The sequence below is a fragment of the Candidatus Pelagibacter sp. PS_43 genome (genome assembly GCF_059417795.1).
Genome location: NZ_CM182066.1, coordinates 961,466 through 978,324, shown reverse-complemented (window position 1 = coordinate 978,324; position 16,859 = coordinate 961,466). Strand labels below are relative to the sequence as shown.

The 16,859-nt window shown below is 28.9% G+C and carries 18 protein-coding genes and 1 tRNA gene; 8 read left to right on the top strand and 11 right to left on the bottom strand.

The genetic code is table 11. From position 1 onward, the window contains the following. Nucleotides 1-9: 9 nt before the first annotated feature. The 5 genes from AC5SLL_RS05335 to AC5SLL_RS05315 are packed head-to-tail and all read right to left on the bottom strand — an operon-like array spanning nucleotide 10 to nucleotide 4,696. Nucleotides 10-744, bottom strand: a complete 735-nt coding sequence (locus tag AC5SLL_RS05335; protein WP_494572919.1) for a F0F1 ATP synthase subunit A — start codon at nucleotides 742-744, stop codon at nucleotides 10-12. Between the two features lie 12 nt (nucleotides 745-756). After that, the gene (locus AC5SLL_RS05330) at nucleotides 757-1,032 is read right to left on the bottom strand and encodes an AtpZ/AtpI family protein (RefSeq protein WP_494572918.1); all 276 of its coding nucleotides are present in this window, start codon (nucleotides 1,030-1,032) and stop codon (nucleotides 757-759) included. Nucleotides 1,033-1,038: 6 nt separating this feature from the next. Next, a complete protein-coding gene (locus AC5SLL_RS05325; RefSeq protein WP_494586367.1) occupies nucleotides 1,039-3,612 on the bottom strand; it encodes a chromosome segregation SMC family protein in 2,574 nt (857 codons plus the stop codon). Nucleotides 3,613-3,620: 8 nt separating this feature from the next. Then, entirely contained in the window at nucleotides 3,621-4,211 is a 591-nt protein-coding gene (locus AC5SLL_RS05320; RefSeq protein ID WP_494586366.1) for a thioredoxin domain-containing protein, read from the bottom strand. Continuing rightward, entirely contained in the window at nucleotides 4,208-4,696 is a 489-nt protein-coding gene (locus tag AC5SLL_RS05315) for a DciA family protein (RefSeq protein ID WP_494572916.1), read from the bottom strand. The genes AC5SLL_RS05320 and AC5SLL_RS05315 overlap by 4 nt, the downstream gene beginning before the upstream one ends. Here AC5SLL_RS05315 and AC5SLL_RS05310 point away from each other — a divergent pair, their 5' ends adjacent. Both AC5SLL_RS05310 and AC5SLL_RS05305 read left to right on the top strand, forming a co-directional pair. Beyond that, the gene (locus AC5SLL_RS05310) at nucleotides 4,697-5,677 is read left to right on the top strand and encodes an A/G-specific adenine glycosylase (protein ID WP_494586365.1); all 981 of its coding nucleotides are present in this window, start codon (nucleotides 4,697-4,699) and stop codon (nucleotides 5,675-5,677) included. Beyond that, the gene (locus AC5SLL_RS05305; RefSeq protein ID WP_494586364.1) at nucleotides 5,677-6,828 is read left to right on the top strand and encodes an FAD-dependent monooxygenase; all 1,152 of its coding nucleotides are present in this window, start codon (nucleotides 5,677-5,679) and stop codon (nucleotides 6,826-6,828) included. The genes AC5SLL_RS05310 and AC5SLL_RS05305 overlap by 1 nt, the downstream gene beginning before the upstream one ends. Here the strand turns inward: AC5SLL_RS05305 and AC5SLL_RS05300 are convergent. The 3 genes from AC5SLL_RS05300 to AC5SLL_RS05290 all read right to left on the bottom strand — a co-directional run bounded on the left by AC5SLL_RS05300 (nucleotide 6,825) and on the right by AC5SLL_RS05290 (nucleotide 9,299). Continuing rightward, entirely contained in the window at nucleotides 6,825-7,895 is a 1,071-nt protein-coding gene (locus AC5SLL_RS05300) for a site-specific DNA-methyltransferase (RefSeq protein ID WP_494586363.1), read from the bottom strand. The two genes, AC5SLL_RS05305 and AC5SLL_RS05300, sit on opposite strands and share 4 nt — an antisense overlap. Nucleotides 7,896-8,016: 121 nt before the next feature. Then, complete coding sequence (gene rnhB / locus AC5SLL_RS05295; RefSeq protein ID WP_494586362.1) at nucleotides 8,017-8,577, bottom strand: ribonuclease HII; 561 nt, start codon at nucleotides 8,575-8,577, stop codon at nucleotides 8,017-8,019. Continuing rightward, entirely contained in the window at nucleotides 8,577-9,299 is a 723-nt protein-coding gene (locus AC5SLL_RS05290; RefSeq protein WP_494572911.1) for a uracil-DNA glycosylase, read from the bottom strand. Before AC5SLL_RS05290 ends, rnhB begins: the two co-directional genes overlap by 1 nt. Nucleotides 9,300-9,310: 11 nt before the next feature. Here AC5SLL_RS05290 and AC5SLL_RS05285 point away from each other — a divergent pair, with 11 nt between their 5' ends. From AC5SLL_RS05285 to AC5SLL_RS05270, 4 genes are all read left to right on the top strand, one after another. Beyond that, complete coding sequence (locus tag AC5SLL_RS05285; protein WP_494586361.1) at nucleotides 9,311-10,996, top strand: tetratricopeptide repeat protein; 1,686 nt, start codon at nucleotides 9,311-9,313, stop codon at nucleotides 10,994-10,996. Between the two features lie 3 nt (nucleotides 10,997-10,999). Then, nucleotides 11,000-11,845 carry a 4-(cytidine 5'-diphospho)-2-C-methyl-D-erythritol kinase gene (locus AC5SLL_RS05280; RefSeq protein ID WP_494586360.1) on the top strand — a complete coding sequence of 282 codons (846 nt, stop codon included), beginning with the start codon at nucleotides 11,000-11,002 and terminating at the stop codon, nucleotides 11,843-11,845. A 31-nt stretch (nucleotides 11,846-11,876) separates the two neighbouring features. Continuing rightward, nucleotides 11,877-11,950 (top strand) — tRNA-Gln (locus tag AC5SLL_RS05275). A gap of 3 nt (nucleotides 11,951-11,953) precedes the next feature. Further along, nucleotides 11,954-13,228, top strand: a complete 1,275-nt coding sequence (locus tag AC5SLL_RS05270) for a CCA tRNA nucleotidyltransferase (RefSeq protein WP_494586359.1) — start codon at nucleotides 11,954-11,956, stop codon at nucleotides 13,226-13,228. Here AC5SLL_RS05270 and greA read toward each other — a convergent pair. Genes greA through AC5SLL_RS05255 form a run of 3 tightly spaced genes read right to left on the bottom strand, consistent with a single transcriptional unit; the run spans nucleotide 13,225 to nucleotide 14,991 of the window. After that, nucleotides 13,225-13,701, bottom strand: coding sequence for a transcription elongation factor GreA (gene greA / locus AC5SLL_RS05265; RefSeq protein WP_494572907.1), 477 nt, complete (start codon nucleotides 13,699-13,701; stop codon nucleotides 13,225-13,227). The two genes, AC5SLL_RS05270 and greA, sit on opposite strands and share 4 nt — an antisense overlap. Before the next feature lies 1 nt (nucleotide 13,702). Beyond that, nucleotides 13,703-14,530: an oxygen-dependent coproporphyrinogen oxidase gene (gene hemF, locus AC5SLL_RS05260; RefSeq protein WP_494587073.1), complete on the bottom strand. Its 828-nt coding sequence runs from the start codon at nucleotides 14,528-14,530 to the stop codon at nucleotides 13,703-13,705. After that, the gene (locus tag AC5SLL_RS05255) at nucleotides 14,530-14,991 is read right to left on the bottom strand and encodes a tRNA (cytidine(34)-2'-O)-methyltransferase (protein ID WP_494572906.1); all 462 of its coding nucleotides are present in this window, start codon (nucleotides 14,989-14,991) and stop codon (nucleotides 14,530-14,532) included. The genes hemF and AC5SLL_RS05255 overlap by 1 nt, the downstream gene beginning before the upstream one ends. A gap of 86 nt (nucleotides 14,992-15,077) precedes the next feature. On the opposite strand from AC5SLL_RS05255, the gene petA reads away from it, so the two are divergent. Both petA and AC5SLL_RS05245 read left to right on the top strand, forming a co-directional pair. Further along, nucleotides 15,078-15,587 (top strand): ubiquinol-cytochrome c reductase iron-sulfur subunit, encoded by a 510-nt coding sequence (gene petA / locus AC5SLL_RS05250; protein WP_494572905.1) that lies wholly within the window; start codon nucleotides 15,078-15,080, stop codon nucleotides 15,585-15,587. Between the two features lie 8 nt (nucleotides 15,588-15,595). Continuing rightward, on the top strand, nucleotides 15,596-16,855 hold the full coding sequence (locus tag AC5SLL_RS05245; protein ID WP_494579419.1) for a cytochrome b: 1,260 nt from the start codon (nucleotides 15,596-15,598) through the stop codon (nucleotides 16,853-16,855). The last annotated feature ends 4 nt before the right edge of the window (nucleotides 16,856-16,859 follow it).

The following is a 16,859-nucleotide window of genomic DNA, read 5'->3' as shown; positions in this document are numbered from 1 at the left end:
TTATGTTAGTTAATGGTGTAAATTTAATGCATCATTTAAGTAGATGCAGGTTAAGATTGCGAAAACATATGCTTGAAGAAAAGCAACTAATATTTCCAAGCCAGTTAGCGCAACCGAAAAACTCAGTGGAAGCCATCCACCAACTATTCCAAGGCTTATTACAAAGCCTCCGAAAACTTTCATCATAGTATGACCAGCCATCATGTTTGCAAACAAACGAACTGAAAGACTAATTGGTCTACTTAAGTAAGAAATTATTTCTATAACAACTATTAGCGGCAATAGTAAAGCAGGCACCCCGCTAGGCACAAATAATTTTAAATATCCCAATCCATGTTTCATAAATCCAATAATTGTGACTCCCAAAAAAATAAATGAAGCTAAAATAAAAGTAACAATAATATGACTAGTTACTGTAAAGGCGTAAGGGATCATCCCAAACATATTGCAGAATAGTACAAACATAAATATTGAGAAGATAAACGCAAAGTATGGTTTTGCTTTTGATCCTGCTGTATCACTAATCATTTTGGAAACAAAAGTATAGCTTAATTCAGAAAGAAGTTGCATCTTGCTTGGTAGTAAAGAGTTTTTTTTTGACCCTAAATTAAAAACTAATAAGATTGCAAGTGAACTAATTACCATAAACAAACTTGCGTTTGTGAAAGAAATATCTATTGCTCCTAATTTAATTTCTGGTCCAATTCTATAAACTTCGAATTGGTTCATTGGGTTTGTAGCCATAATTTTTTAAGTCTATTTTTGCATATTCTTTGCAGATCTAAATACGTTTATAATTCCAGCAACAACACCTACAAAAAAAAATATTAATATTAACCAGGGTTTAGTACCAAAGGTCTTGTCTAAAATAAACCCTATAATTGTCCCAACTGCCACTGCAGACACTAATTCTGTACTTAATTTAAAGGCAGTTCCAATAGAGGAGGTTGCCTCTTCATTTTTAATAAGATTTTTCTTTGTAAACTTTGTTTTTGCAATCTCCAAGCGAGTTTTAAGGTCTTCTTTTGGCATCTAGTATTATGCAACCATACTTTCAGCTTTTTGTAAATCAACAGCAACCAACTGGCTAATTCCCTTCTCAGGCATTGTAACTCCATAAAGCCTATCCATTTTAGACATTGTTAAAGCGTGGTGGGTTACAATAATAAATTTAGTATCTGTAATTTTAGTTAGCTCTTCTAATAGGCCACAGAATCTTGTGACATTGGCGTCATCTAAGGGTGCATCAACCTCATCTAAAACGCAAATTGGAGAAGGGTTAGTTAAAAAAACAGCAAAGATCAGAGAAAGAGCAGTCAAAGCTTGCTCTCCACCTGATAATAAAGTGATTGATTGAAGTCTTTTACCTGGGGGACTTACTAGCATTTCTAAGCCTGCTTCAAGTGGATCATCAGAGTCAATCAATTCTAATTTAGCATTACCACCATTGAATAGTTTTGTATAAACTTCATTAAATTTTCTATTAACTTTTTCAAAAGCTTCTAATAATCTTTCTCTTCCTTTTTGGTTCAATTCATTGATGCTCTCTTTTAATTTTATAATAGCCGTTACAAGATCCTCTCTATCTTGTTCCATTTTTTTTATTTCAATTTCATATTTACTAGTTTCCTCATCAGCTCTTAAATTAACAGATCCTAATTTCTCTCTTTCATTTTTTTTTTTATCTAAAGCATCTTCTTGTATTGTAGAATTTGGCAACTCTTCAACACCGTTTAAATTTGAGTTTTCAAGAATTTTATCTTCGTCAAGATTAAGCTCAGAGCGTACCCTATCAAGTAGATCATCTTTACGTTTTTTTAATCCTTCAATCGTTGCACCAGAACTTGCTTTTCTTTCTCTTATCTGAATAGATTTTTCTTGAACTTCATTTAATTCGAGTCTTAAAGAATTTATTTTTTTGTCTGTTTCTTCTATTATTTTTTCATTTTCAATTTTTTCAGCTGAAGCAATTCGTAAGCCTTCAGTAATCTGACCTTTTCTTTCTGCTTGAGCTTTTGGCTGTTGATCACGTTCATTTAAATTTGATAGTAATTTATTTTTTCTTTCAGTTAATTCTGTAACCATTTTTTGAGAATTTGAATATAAGTTCTTCCAGCTTTCAACTTCTGTTTCTATCGCTTTAATTCGCTCATTTCTTTTTACAGACTCTTTTTTAATTGATTGGTTTTTACTAAAACTATCTGCATATTTTTCTTGTAATAGTTTTATATTTTCATTTTTTTCATTAATATTAGAAAGTTTCTTTTTACTTTCTTCATCTTCAAGGTTATTCAAAAAATCATCTATCTCTATTTGGCATCTATCAAGTAAAACAAGTGCCTGACTTACTTCATTATTATTGATTAGCTCTTTTGCTCTTGTTATTGTACTTTTGACATTTCTAATTGGGCCAACACCAATATTTATATTTCCATCGGCAAAAACATTAATTATTTCATCTACTTTTTTTTGCTCCTCTTTTAATTGATTTTTTGCATTTTCAAGATCTTCATTGGAAAGTTTCTCAGTTTCAAAGTACTTGGAGTCAATTTCTATTAATTCAGCTTTTTCTTCTTTCAATCTTTTTTCGTTTGAATTTGCATCAATTACAATCCCTTTTTCTCTATCAATATCCTCTTCAATTATTTTTAAAGATTTTTTAATATTTTCTATCTCATCTTGAGTTCTTACATTTTCTTCATCTAAATTTTGTAATTCTAAATTTAATCTTTGGATTTTAGAGAGATTTTCTATATTTTTTTCTCTTAGTGGTGACACTTTATCAGTTTCAGTTTTAATAGAACCTTCAAACTGAGCTATTTGTTGATTGAAATTGCTTACCTCTCCTTGGGCCTCATTATTAATTACATTTTCCACCCTAATTTCATTGTCAATTTCTAATAATTTTAAATAATACAAACCTGCTTCAATTTTTTTTATTTCCTCAGAGATTAGTTTGTATTTAGTTGCTTCTTCAGCCTGTTTTTGTAGGTTGGCTAATTGTTTTTCTTGTTGTCTTCTTAATTCATCTGCTCTTTTTAAGTTTGTTTCTGCAGCATTCAATCTAAGTTCCGCTTCATGTCTTCTCACATGTAGACCCGAAATATTTGCTGCCTCTTCCAAAATAGCTCTTCTGTCTGTAGGCTTAGCTGTAACAAGAGCTCCTATACGACCTTGACTTATTATTGATGGTGAGTGGGCGCCTGTAGATAAATCTGCAAAAAAAATTTGAGCATCTCTTGCTCTAACTTCTTTGTCATTTATATAAAACTTTGAACCTTTATCTTTTTCAATTTTTCTTCTAATTTCAATCTGGTCTAATTCTTTATATTGCATGGGTCCTTCATGGCTATCGTTATCCAGTGTAATAGAAACTTCCGCTATATTTTTAGATGCTTTATTCGAAGTGCCATTAAAAATAACATCTTCCATACCTGAGCCCCTCATACTTTTAGCAGATGTTTCGCCCATTACCCATCTTAAGGATTCTACAATATTGGATTTGCCACAACCATTTGGGCCGACAATACCTGTCAGGCCATTTTCAATTAAAAAATTTGTTTTTTCGGCAAATGATTTAAACCCATTTAATTGGATTTTTTTAAACTCCATGAACTAACTTATATCAGTTTTTCTAGATATTTTTTTAAATTCTTATAATTTAGGGATTTTTCAAACTTTTTATCGTTTATTATTATCGTAGGAGTAGCATTGACCTTAAATTTTTTAACACCTTCGATTCGGTCATTTAATATGTAATCTTCTATAATTTTATCACTTAAACATTTATCAAAATCTATGTTTACATTCTCACCTTTTAAAAATTTTTTTAAATATCCTGTAGCTTCTTCCGGTGTTTTTCCTCTAGCCCATTTTTTCTGGCCCGAATATAAAATATTCATAATGCTTGAACTGCCGTCGTTATTACACTGAGCAATTTTTGAGGCATTAAATGCTGCAATATCTAATGGAAAATGTCTAAATTCTATTTTTACCAACCCGTTATCAATGAAGTCTTTCTTAAGTTCTGGATACACATCTTTATGAAAATTTGCACAGTAGCTACAAGTCAACGACTCGTAAGCAATTATTGTTATTTTAGCACTTTCTTCTCCTTCAGTAATTCTTTTAACAATTTCATTTTCTACAGCAAACGATTTAGAGGAGAAGATTAAAAATATTATGAATAATGTTGAGGCAAATTTTTTCATCTTTGTTTAAATAATTTAGTTAATTCTAGTAGTGATTTTTTTATTTTATCGTTTTTAATATTATTAATTCTATCTGTATATTTATTATTTGTCACATGATTTTCATTAGTATCTAATTTTTTGAATTTTGTTTGAGCATCATCAAAGCTTATGAATTTCAATTTCTCAACAACGGCATAACCAAAAAAACTATTCATTTTATCCATTATTATTTTTTTTGAGTATTCTAAATCAATTTCATGTCCCCTCTTTACCATTATTTGAAGAGTGCTTACTCCAAATTTATTCGAATTTTTAAAGGATTTGGGATAGCATATCTGAAAAAGATCATCTCCAACTATATACTTCCAGTTACTAAGTGTTTCAGAAAATATATGACCCTTTTTTTTGATTATTTTTTTAATGTTTTTTGGCAAAGTGTCTTTAAAAGACCTTAAGCCTTGAATAGTTTTAAACCTCTGCTTAGTATTATTTTTAAATTGCATATGACTAAATCCATACTAACAAAAAAAATTCTTTATTGGTACGATAATAATAAAAGATCACTGCCATGGAGAAAAAAGCTATCTCAAGTTAAGAGAGAATATTACACGCTAGTAAGTGAATTTATGTTGCAGCAAACGCAGGTTGCAACTGTAATTCCATATTTCAATAATTTTGTAAAAGATATTCCAGATATTAAATCTCTATCAAAAATTAAGGAACATAAACTTTTAAAGTATTGGGAAGGGCTTGGTTATTATTCAAGAGTAAAAAACTTAAAAAAGACTGCACAAATATTAGAAAAAAATTTTAACAGAAGGTTACCAAGCACGATTGACGAATTAAAATTATTACCTGGAATAGGTGACTACACCTCTAATGCAATAATGGCAATTGCCTTTAACAAGCCATTTATTCCCCTTGATGGAAACATTGAAAGAGTAATTAAAAGATTATTAAATTTAAAATTACCCAAAGAAATTACAAAAGATAATCTTGCAAAGAGTAAAAAAATATTAGGTAATTCAACTAGAGCAAGTGATTATGCACAAGCGATAATGGAGCTAGGTGCATTGATTTGTCGACCTAAAAATCCCTTATGTTACCAATGCCCTTTAATTAAAAATTGTAAGTCTTTTAAAAAAAAAGATTTTGAAATAATAAAAGTAAGAAAAAAGAAAATTGATAAATTTTATTTGTTAGAAGTTTATAAAAAGAATAATAAATTTTTACTGATAAAAAATACTAAATTAAATTTTTTAAAGAATTTACAAATATTTCCTATGAAACAAATACCCAAACCTGACAATTCAGTAAATGCTTTAAACTTCAAGATATCAAATATGAATATGAATATAATAATCAAGTTTTCTAAGTTAAAGGGTACAATTTCTAACTCTTCTTGGATTGATAGCTCTAAGCTTGAAGATTATACTTTGCCCACATTTACTAAAAAAATTTTTAATTATTTAAAAAAAAATTAATGAAAAATATAGCAATAATAGGAGCGGGTATTTCAGGTCTGTACATTGCAAATCTTTTTAGCCAAAACTCAAATTATAAAATTACAATTTATGAGAAAAATAGTTCTGTTAACTTAGAAAAAGGATACGGTATTCAACTTTCAGTTAATAGCATCAAACTATTAAATCAAATAAATTTCCAAAAAATTAGTGTAGAAGATAAATTTCACCCTCATAAACTAGACTTCTATTCTTTAAAAAATAATAAGAAAATATGTGATTTAGATATATCCATGTTTAACAGTGCTGATACAAAATATACTACCTTGCAGCGCTCTACTTTAATTAATTTCTTAAAAGATGGGCTTCATGAAAATATTATCCATTATAATAAAAAAGTTATAAAAATTAATGAAGAAGCTGAAAATAAAGAAGTTTCTTTTGAGGATGGTTCATCTATTAAATGTGATTACTTAATTGTCTCTGATGGAACTTTTTCAATAACAAAATCATTAATTGCCAATAAAGAAATTAAACCAAAATACTTTAACTCTATTGCCTTAAGAGCAACAATAGACCAGGATGCCCTCAAGGGTATTAACCCAGAGAATATATCTTTATTTTTAGGATTTAATTTACACTCAGTTCTTTATCCAGTTAATAGCAAAGGACAGTTTAATTTCGTTACCGTTCTTAGAAAAAAGCTTAGTACTAAAGAGTTATCGGACTATTCTTTGTTTGAGAGCAAAGATTTTACTGCAAATATTATATCTGAAATATCAAAGCAAGTAGTTCCTGAAACAATTAACAATCTAAAAAGCATTAAATGCTTCCCAATATTTGTGAGTTCTAAGGTGCATGAACCAAAAAATAAAAATACTTTTATCATTGGAGATGCTTTTTTTGCTTTACCTCCAACTTTTGCTCAAGGTGCCTCTCAATCAATAGAGGTTGCTCATGAACTTTATAAAAATTTAGAAAATGAAAACACTCAATTTAACTCTGAAAGAGTTAAAAGAGTAAGGATGATTGATATGAAATCAAAACTTAATTACTTTGCTTTTCATTTATCCAATCCATTAATAATTTGGATTAGAAACTTAGTAATAAAAAAATTAGTTAAAAATGAAAAATTTATCAACAGCTATCTTGGTAAAATCTATAAAGACTAATTTTTAGAAATTAATCTTTGTCTTAAATTATCAATTGGAACAGAAACACCATTCACTGTGCAATGCCAATAAGTCCATCCATTACAGCTTTCAGAACCCAGTATTGTTGCTGCAACTTTATGAATTGATCCTTCAGCTTGATCATGTTTTATACTTCCATCGGCCATAATTTTTGCAACAATTTTTTTCTTTTGATCAAAAATACTTGTTCCAGGCTTTATTATTCCAAGCTCTACCAGTGATCCAAAAGGTATTCTAGGTTTTGATCTATTATTCCTTAAAGTGTCTAAGAAATCATCTTCTATTGGTTTTGTTTTCTTTAGTCTTTCCTCTGCAGCTTTAAAATAGTTTTTTTCTTTTTCTATACCGTAATAGTTTCTACCTAATTTTTTTGCAACTGTGGCTGTTGTTCCAGATCCTAAGAATGGATCTAGAATTAAATCATTTTTGTTTGATGATGCCAATAAAACTCTATGTAATAGAGACTCTGGTTTTTGAGTTGAGTGAACTTTTATACCATTTTTTTTAAGTCTTTCTGCACCATTACAAATGGGTAAATTCCAATTAGATCTCATTTGTAGATCATCATTTAAACATTTCAAAGATTGATAGTTAAAAGTATATTTTGATTTCTCACTTTTAGAGGCCCAAATTAAAGTTTCATGAGCGTTTGTAAATCTTGTTCCTCTGAAATTAGGCATTGGGTTATTCTTATTCCAGATAACATCATTTAAAATCCAAAAACCCAAGTTCTGTATTGCAGTTCCTACTCTAAAAATATTATGATAGCTTCCTATAACCCAGATGGCTCCGTCCTTTTTTAAAATTCTTTTACATTCAGTAAGCCATTCAATTGTAAACTCATCATATTTTTTAAAGTTTTCAAATTGATCCCATTTATCGTTAACAGCACTGACTTTGCTTCTGTCTGGTCTTGTGAGTGAATTTTTTAGTTGTAAATTGTATGGTGGATCAGCGAAAACAAGATCAAAGGTTTCGCTTGGAATTTTTTTTAATTCCTTGAGACTGTCACCATTAATAATCTTATTTTTAAAATTGATATCCATTTTGTATAAAACAATTAGACTCCATAGAGATTCTAGCGTCAACCTGAGATTGAAATAACTAGATTCAAATTGTGTCTGAATTTTTTGAGGGAACCAGATGTTGTGCTGTTACACGTGAAAATTATAAAAGATCACAAATAGGTGAGAAAGTTTTTCGATGATATTTAGTAATACCAAATTTCTTAATTGCTTTTAGGTGTTCTTTTGTACCATAACCAGAATTTGTGTCCCAACCATACTGACTAAATTCCTCAGAAAGTTTAGTTATAAATTTATCTCTGCTAACTTTAGCAATAATTGATGCTGCTGAAATACTTGAAATTTTTTGATCACCTTTAATTATATATTTTAAATTATAATTTTTGATTGTGGGCAGTTTATTTCCATCTATTAGCACTAAAGAAGGTTTTTTTTTTAATTTAAGAATTGCTCTTTTCATAGCTAGTAGACTAGCGTGCAATATATTAATTTTTTCTATCTCCTTAGTAGATGCTTGGCCAATTGCCCATACTGAATTTTGTCTAATATATTTATAAAGCTCGTTTCTTTTTTCTTTTGTTAAACTCTTAGAGTCTTTAAGTAGTTTTTGGTTAATTGAGTTATTTAATATTACAGCAGCTGCATAAACTGGACCAATCAAGCTTCCTCTGCCAACCTCATCAACACCAGCTACAATTTTCATTAAATATTAATCTTTAAATCTATAATTTTTTTTTTAATCCTTTTTAAGTCTTCCCAAGAATATTTTTTATTTTCTGGTGTGCGCAAAAGATATGAAGGATTAAAAGTTATAATAACATTATAGCTAGTATTTTTAACAATTATCTCTTTCCACTTTCCTCTTTCATTGGATATTTTACTATTCAGGCCTGTTAAAGACTCCATAGCAGTACTACCCATGAGAATAATTATTTTTGGGTCAATTATTGAAATATGTGTTTGTAGAAATTGTGAATATCTTTTTATTTCAGCTGAAGTTGGTTTTCGGTCTTCAGGAGGTCTAAAATTAACAGCATAAGATGTATAAATATTTTGCTTTTTGATATTAATTGCGAGTAACATTTTTTCTAAAAGATTTCCGACCTCACCTCTAAAAGTCAAACCAGTTTTATCCTCTTCTATTCCGGGAGCTTCACCAATTAACATAATTGAACTATTAATATTTCCATCACCCAAAACAATATTCTTTGAATTATTTTTTAGACTACAATCACTAATTGAGTTTATTTGTTTTTTCAGTTCAGTTAATTGAGTTATTTTATCGATTTTATTTGCCTCTTTTAAATTTAAGTTAGTATCTTTTAATCGATTAATAGGCTTTTCATTAAAAACAAAGTCTGATCCAATTGAGTCTAAGAATTTAGCTTTAAAATTCGAATTTTGATTTATTACTTTTTTAGACATACAATAGTAAAATGTTAGTAAAATTTCTTAAATTTATTTTAATATTATTAATTTATCAAAGCCCATTATACTCAAAAAATAATACTTTAAACGACTTTAATTCACGTTTTTTATCTAATTATTTTTCTGGAATTGTTGCATATGAAAATTCAGATAATTCTCAGGCACTGAAATTTTTTAATTCATCAAAATTTTTAATTAAACAGCATGAAATTTACTTAGAGAAATACACATTTGCATTAGTTTTAAATGGTAAAGTAAAAAAGGCAATCAATCAAATTAAACAAAACTCTACAAAAGATAATTCTAATTTTTTTCAAGCTAATTTATTATTAGCAATAGATAGTTTAAAAAAGGGGGACTATAAAAGTAGTGAGCAATATATTAATAGATCGTACGAGCTTATTAATAATGATAGATTTTCCGTAATTATTGCAGAAATTTTTAAAGAATATCTTTATGTCTTTAATGAGAAAAAAATTCCCAAATCAAAAAAAAAATTTGGCAATTTTTCTTATATCAATGAAGTTTTCCAAAGGTGTTATTTAGGTGATCAAAGTACAAAAACTTACTTTAAAAGATTAATTAATTCTCAAAATGATGCAGATTATTCAAGGTATGCATTTTTTTTTGTGAACTATTTGATAGAAAGTGAAAAATATGATGAGGCAAAGCAAATCACAGATGACTTTGATTATCTAAATTCTTCTCTTTTAATTTCCCAAGGAAAAAAATGGATAGAAGATACAAAATTTAAAAATTTTTTAGATATTTTTTCATGTACTAATTCCAGTGATATTATGGGTGAATTTTTTTTTCTAGTTGCTAATTTATATTCATCTCAAGGGGACTATGAAAAATCAAATTTCTATTTGAATATATCTAATTATTTAAACCCAAAATTTACTTTAAACTTATCTCTTCTAGCAGAAAATTATTATACAAATGAAGATTATGAAAATACTAAAAAGACATTAGAAGTTTTTGATAAAACAAATGAATTTTATTATTGGTTTAAAATAAAGAAAGAAGCACAAATTATATCAAATAATTTGGATAAAGATGTTTCTTTAAAGTTTATTAATTCAAAATTTAAAGGAATTAAAAATCCTAACAAGAAAATGATTTTTGATATTGCAAATTTCAATAAAAATGCAAAAAAATACGCAAAGGCGATAAATTATTATGACCAAATACTCCTAAACATTGATAGTAATTCTGATTTATATGCTGAGATCCTTTACAGGAGGGGAGGAAGTTACGAGCGCTCTGGTGACTATAAAAACGCAGACAACGATCTTTTGAAATCACTAGAAATTAACCCAGATGATGCTTATGTACTAAATTATTTAGCGTATTCGTGGCTTGAGCGAGAATATAAAATAGATACAGCTCTTGAAATGCTAGAAAATGCCTATGCTTCAAGAAGTAATGATCCTTATATAATAGATTCTATTGGATGGGCTTATTTTTTGGTTGGACAATATGAAAAGGCTGAAAACTTTTTAAAAAGAGCTGTTGAATTAATGCCTCAAGATCCAATAGTTAATGATCACTATGGAGATATTCTTTGGAAATTAAATAGAAAAATACAAGCAAGGTATTTTTGGCAATATATTTTGAAGCTTGAAGAGACAGAAGATGAAATGAAAAAAAACATCAAAGAGAAATTAATTGATGGAATCAAGCAATCTTAACCTATGACCTCATTTAAAATAAAATCTCATGCAAAATTAAATCTTGCTTTGAATGTAATAGGACGAGCTGTAAAACTCCACAAGATTGAAAGCTTGATATCCTTTATAAGCTTACATGATTTGATCTATTTAAAAAAAATAAAAAGTAATAATCACAAAATATTTTTTACAGGAAAATTTTCAAAAAATATTAGCAAAATTAATACCATATCAACTTTGCTAAACTTATTAGACGCAGAGAAGCTTTTAAATAATCAAAAATTTGAAATAAAAATTAGAAAAAATATACCTCATGGAGCTGGTATGGGAGGTGGTTCAATGAATGCTGCAAGTTTAATAAATTTTTTGATAAGTAAAAAAATCTTAAAGATTAAAAATAAAAAATTAAATGATTTAGCTGCTAAGATAGGCTCTGATGTCGTTTTGGGTTTAAAACCAGGCAATACCATTCTTTCATCGAATGGTAAAATTAAGAGATTTGTTAATAAAAAGGCACTATATGTTTTAATAGCTAAGCCGTATTTTGGCTGTTCTACAAAACTCATCTATTCAAAAGTTGTTTCATTTTCAAAGTCTCAATTTAAAAGACCGCAACAAAAAATGTTTCAACCACAATATTTAAAAGCCCTAAATAATGATCTCGAAAAGATTGCTTTAAGGAAATATCCAAAACTAAATAAGATCAGATCTTTTATGGTAACTTTACCAAAAAATATATTTGTAAGAATGACAGGATCAGGCTCTTCAATTGTAGCCTATTTTCATTCTCAAAAGGATTGCAGCAACGCATACAGGCAATTTAAAAGGAAATTCAATAGTCATTGGTGTATTGAATCAAAAACTATATAATTTTTTTTTTTGTGTTATATGCAATTAATATTGGGGCGTAGCCAAGCGGTAAGGCACTGGTTTTTGGTACCGGCATCCTAGGTTCGAATCCTAGCGCCCCAGCCATATATGAACAACTTATTAGATAAAATTTTTTTTAGATCTCAAAATCTAAATCATATAAATTTAGGCTTCAAAAAAATAAAAAAAGAAACTGAGGTAGAGCAGTTATTTAAGGCTATTCACTCATTTTCTGTAAATAGTGAAATTCGATATGTTGGTGGATGTGTCAGGAAAATTATTAATAAAGAAGACTTTGATGATATTGATTTAGCAGTAAATTTAAATCCCAAAGATGTTTGTGAGGCGCTTGATAAAAAAAATATCAAATATTATGAAAGTGGTATCAAGCATGGCACGATTACAGCATTAATTAATGATATTAAGTTTGAAATTACATCCCTTAGAAAAGACATTGATACCGATGGTAGACATGCCAAAGTTGAATTTTCTGAAAATTGGAAAGAAGATGCCTCACGAAGAGATTTTACCATAAACTCTATTTATGCTGATATTGATGGAAGTCTTTTTGACCCCTTTGATGGAAAGAAAGATTTAGAAAATGGAAAGGTTCTTTTTATTGGAAATGCAGAAACAAGAATTAAAGAAGACTACCTAAGAATCTTGAGATATATCAGATTTTTTTTAAATTATTCAAAAGTTAAGCATGAGACATCAGTCATTAAGATAATTAAAAAAAATCTTACAGGTATGATGAATATATCTGCTGAAAGATTACTGGATGAGTTACAAAAATTAGTAAGATCAAGAGGGTTTACAAAATTAGCAAAAGATAAAGATAGCCTTGAAATAATAAGTCTTATCTTTCCACAACTTAAGAATATTTCATTATTCAGTAAACTAAATAGTTTTGCACTAAAAAATATTGCTAACGTTGATTTTATTTTATTATTATCTCTAATGATTATTGATGGGACAGATAATGTGGATTATTTTATTTATAAATACAATTTATCAAAAAAGGATCAAAAACGTCTTTTATTTTTAAATAAATTTTATTCCAAAAAAGTTAATAGGTCATTTTTTTTAGAAAAAAATTTAGATAAAATTCTCTATTTTAATGGAAGGGAGGCCTTAAATGATATTATTTATTTTAAAATTTTTTTATCCAAAAAAGTAGATGATAATTTGATAAAACTGATTAAAATTTTTAAGGAAAAAGAAATTCCAGTATTGCCCCTTAAAGCAAATACATTGATAGAGAAATATCAAATTCCTGAAGGGATAGAATTAGGAAAAAAATTAAAAGCTATCGAGGAAATTTGGAGTAATAATAATTTTAAGATTTCAGAGAAAGAAATTCAAAAAATTGTAAATAATTAAATATATTTAACGTTTTTTATTTCAAAGTTTTTAACACCAGCTGGAGTTTTAATTTCAACCAAATCATTCTTATTTTTGCCAATTAATCCTTTGCCTATCGGGGATTGAAAAAATATAAGTTTTTTTTGCAAATCTGCTTCATCTCTACCAACAATTTTGTAGGTAATTTTTTCTCCAGTATCAAGGTTCTCTAAGTCAACAGTTGAACCAAAAATAACCTTTCCATCATTGTTTAATTTGGTAACATCAATTACATTTGCTCTTGCAATAATATCATTGATCTGAGCAATCCTTCCTTCATTATGAGACTGCTCTTCTTTAGCCGCATGATATTCAGCATTTTCTTTTAAATCTCCATGTGACCTAGCTTCAGAAATTGCCGCTACTATTTCAGGACGTTTTTTTTCTTTTAAAAAGATTAGCTCTTCTTTTAAACTTTCAAGTCCAGCAGATGTTATTGGTTCTTTATCCATATTAATTCCATTTTGCTATTGGAGGTAATGACATCAGAATTCCTTCGACATTACCACCTGTTTGTAGGCCAAACTTAGTTCCTCTATCATAGAGTAAATTGAATTCAGCATATCTACCTCTTTTAATATACTGCATCTCCTTTTCTTTTGTAGTCCATTTCTTTTGATATTTAGAGTTAATTATTGAATTAAATAACATTTGAAAAGTAACACCAAGATCAGTCACAAATTTGAAATCTTTTTCCCAATTATCTTTTTTATAATCAAAAAAAATACCACCAATACCTCTGGTTTCTTTTCGGTGAGGAAGATAAAAATATTCATCACACCATTTTTTATAATTTTTGTAATATTTTTTATTATGTCGATCGCACATCTTTTTTAACTCTTTATGAAGAAATTTTTTTTCTTTAGAATCTTTTATGCAGGGTGTTACATCCATTCCCCCTCCAAACCAGCCATGAGTTGTATAAATAAATCTTGTGTTAAAATGAATAGCAGGAACATGTGGATTATGCATATGCATTACAACAGAAATTCCAGATGCCCAAAATCTAGGGTCTCTTGAGGCGCCAGGTATTTTTTTACCCATTTCTTTAGAAAACTTTCCATAAACTTCAGAAAAATTTACTCCAACTTTTTCAAAAATTTTTCCATTTTTTAAAATTCTAAATTCACCTCCACCCTCATCTTTAATTTGATTTCTTTTCCACACTTTAGATTTAAATTTAAGTTTGTGGTTTTCTAATTTTTCAACATCATTACAAATAGTATTTTGTAATAACTTGAACCAATTAGAGGCAATTTTTTTTTTAATTTCCTTATCCATCATTTAATAAAAATAGTTTGTCTCAAATTTTCTGAAAGAATTATAGCAACTGAAGAGGCTATGTTTAAAGATCTTTTATTATCTTTCATTGGTATTTTTAACTTATATTTTATAGAATTATGCACATGATTAGGTACACCGGCACTTTCTCTACCAAATAATAATGTATCATTATTTTCAAATTTGAATTTTGCATAAGATTCGGAAGATTTAGTAGTTAGTAATATAACTCGCTGATCTTTTTTTGATTTAAAAAATTCTTCAGAACTTTGATAGAATTTTATCATTTTTTCATCCATATAATCCATTACTACTCTTTTAAATCTTTTATCGCTAAACAGAAAACCACAAGGTTCTATTATCTCTAAATCTGCGCCCAGACACGCACATGTTCTTATAATAGCGGCTGTATTTTGGGGAATATCAGGTTCATATAAGGCTATTTTAGGTCTCAAATTCATTGGTTCTGTGTCATTGTTTCAGTAGAAAAAAAACTTTTTTCTTATATGAAATCATATATTAGATAACAATATACAAAAAATTACAGATGTCTGACAAAAAACCTGAAAGAAGAGAATTTTTATTTACAGCCTCGTATGCAGTAGGTGCGGTAGGTGTAGGAGCAGTTGTTTGGCCTTTAATTGATCAAATGAATCCTGATGCATCAGTTAAAGCATTAGCAAGCACTGAAGTAGATGTAAGTACAATGGAGCCCGGTAAAACAATCACAGTACTTTGGAGAGGAAAACCAGTTTTTATAAAAAGAAGAACTTCAGAAGAAATCGCTGAAGCAAGAGCTGTTAAGATGGAAGACTTGAAGGATCCTCAAAAAGATGAGGATAGAGCTAAAAATCCAGAGTGGCTAGTTATGGTGGGAGTTTGTACACATTTAGGATGCGTGCCTTTAAATGATAAAGGTGACTACAATGGATGGTTTTGTCCTTGTCATGGATCGCACTACGATACATCTGGTAGAATTAGAAAAGGACCAGCGCCAACGAACATGGAAATACCCAAATATGAATTCGTTAATAGTAATACAATAAAAATCGGATAAGAATTATTATGAGTGATCACGAATACACACCTAAATCAAAGTTTGGAAAATGGTTTAATGATAGACTGCCACTTTTATCTCTTGCCAGTCATTTAACAGATTATCCAACACCTAAAAATTTAAATTACTGGTGGACATTTGGTGGAATTTTAACTTTTTGTTTAATAACTCAAATCGTAACAGGTTTGACTTTAGCTATGCACTATATTGCTCATGCTGACATGGCTTTTGAAAGTGTTGAACATATCATGAGGGACGTTAACTATGGTTGGTTAATAAGGTATATCCATGCCAATGGTGCTTCAATGTTTTTTCTAGCAGTTTATATTCATATATTTAGATCTTTATTTTATGGATCATATAAATCCCCAAGAGAAATTATTTGGATTTTGGGAATTATAATTTATCTCTTAATGATGGCAGCAGCTTTCATGGGCTATGTTCTTCCATGGGGACAAATGAGTTTCTGGGGTGCAACTGTAATTACAAATCTTTTTAGCGCAATACCTTTAGTGGGCGAGGGTATAGTGAACTGGCTATGGGGTGGTTATTCAGTTGATAATCCAACCTTAACAAGATTTTTTACGTTACATTATTTAATTCCATTTTTAATTTTAGGCTTAGTAGTTCTTCATATCTGGGCACTACACGTACCTGGAAATAATAATCCGGTAGGTATTGATATTAAAAAACCATCAAAGGATACAGTTCCATTCCATCCTTATATTGTCATTAAAGATGGTTTTGCTTTACTAATGTTTATGATCGTTTTTGCTTTTTTTGTGTTCTATACACCAAATATTTTAGGTCATGCTGATAATTATATTGAAGCAAATCCATTAGTAACGCCAGCTCACATTGTACCTGAATGGTACCTATTACCTTTTTATGCAATTTTAAGATCTGTACCTGATAAATTATTAGGTGTGATTGCAATGCTATCAGCAATTTTAATTTTAGCTGCTCTACCTTGGCTTGATACATCTAAAATAAGATCAGCTGTATTTAGACCTTTGTATAAACAGTTTTATTGGATCTTAGTCGCTGACGTACTAATACTTGGTTACGTAGGGGCAATGCCAGCTGAGGGGCTGTACTTATTAATTGCTAGAGTAGCAACTGGTTATTACTTTATTCACTTTTTAGTAGTTCTTCCAATATTAGGTTTTAAAGAAAAAACTATGCCTTTACCACTCAGTATTACAGAGCCAGTTTTAGGAGGGTCTCCAATGGCCTCAGCAGTTAAAAAAAAAGAAAGTTTAAATTAATTTA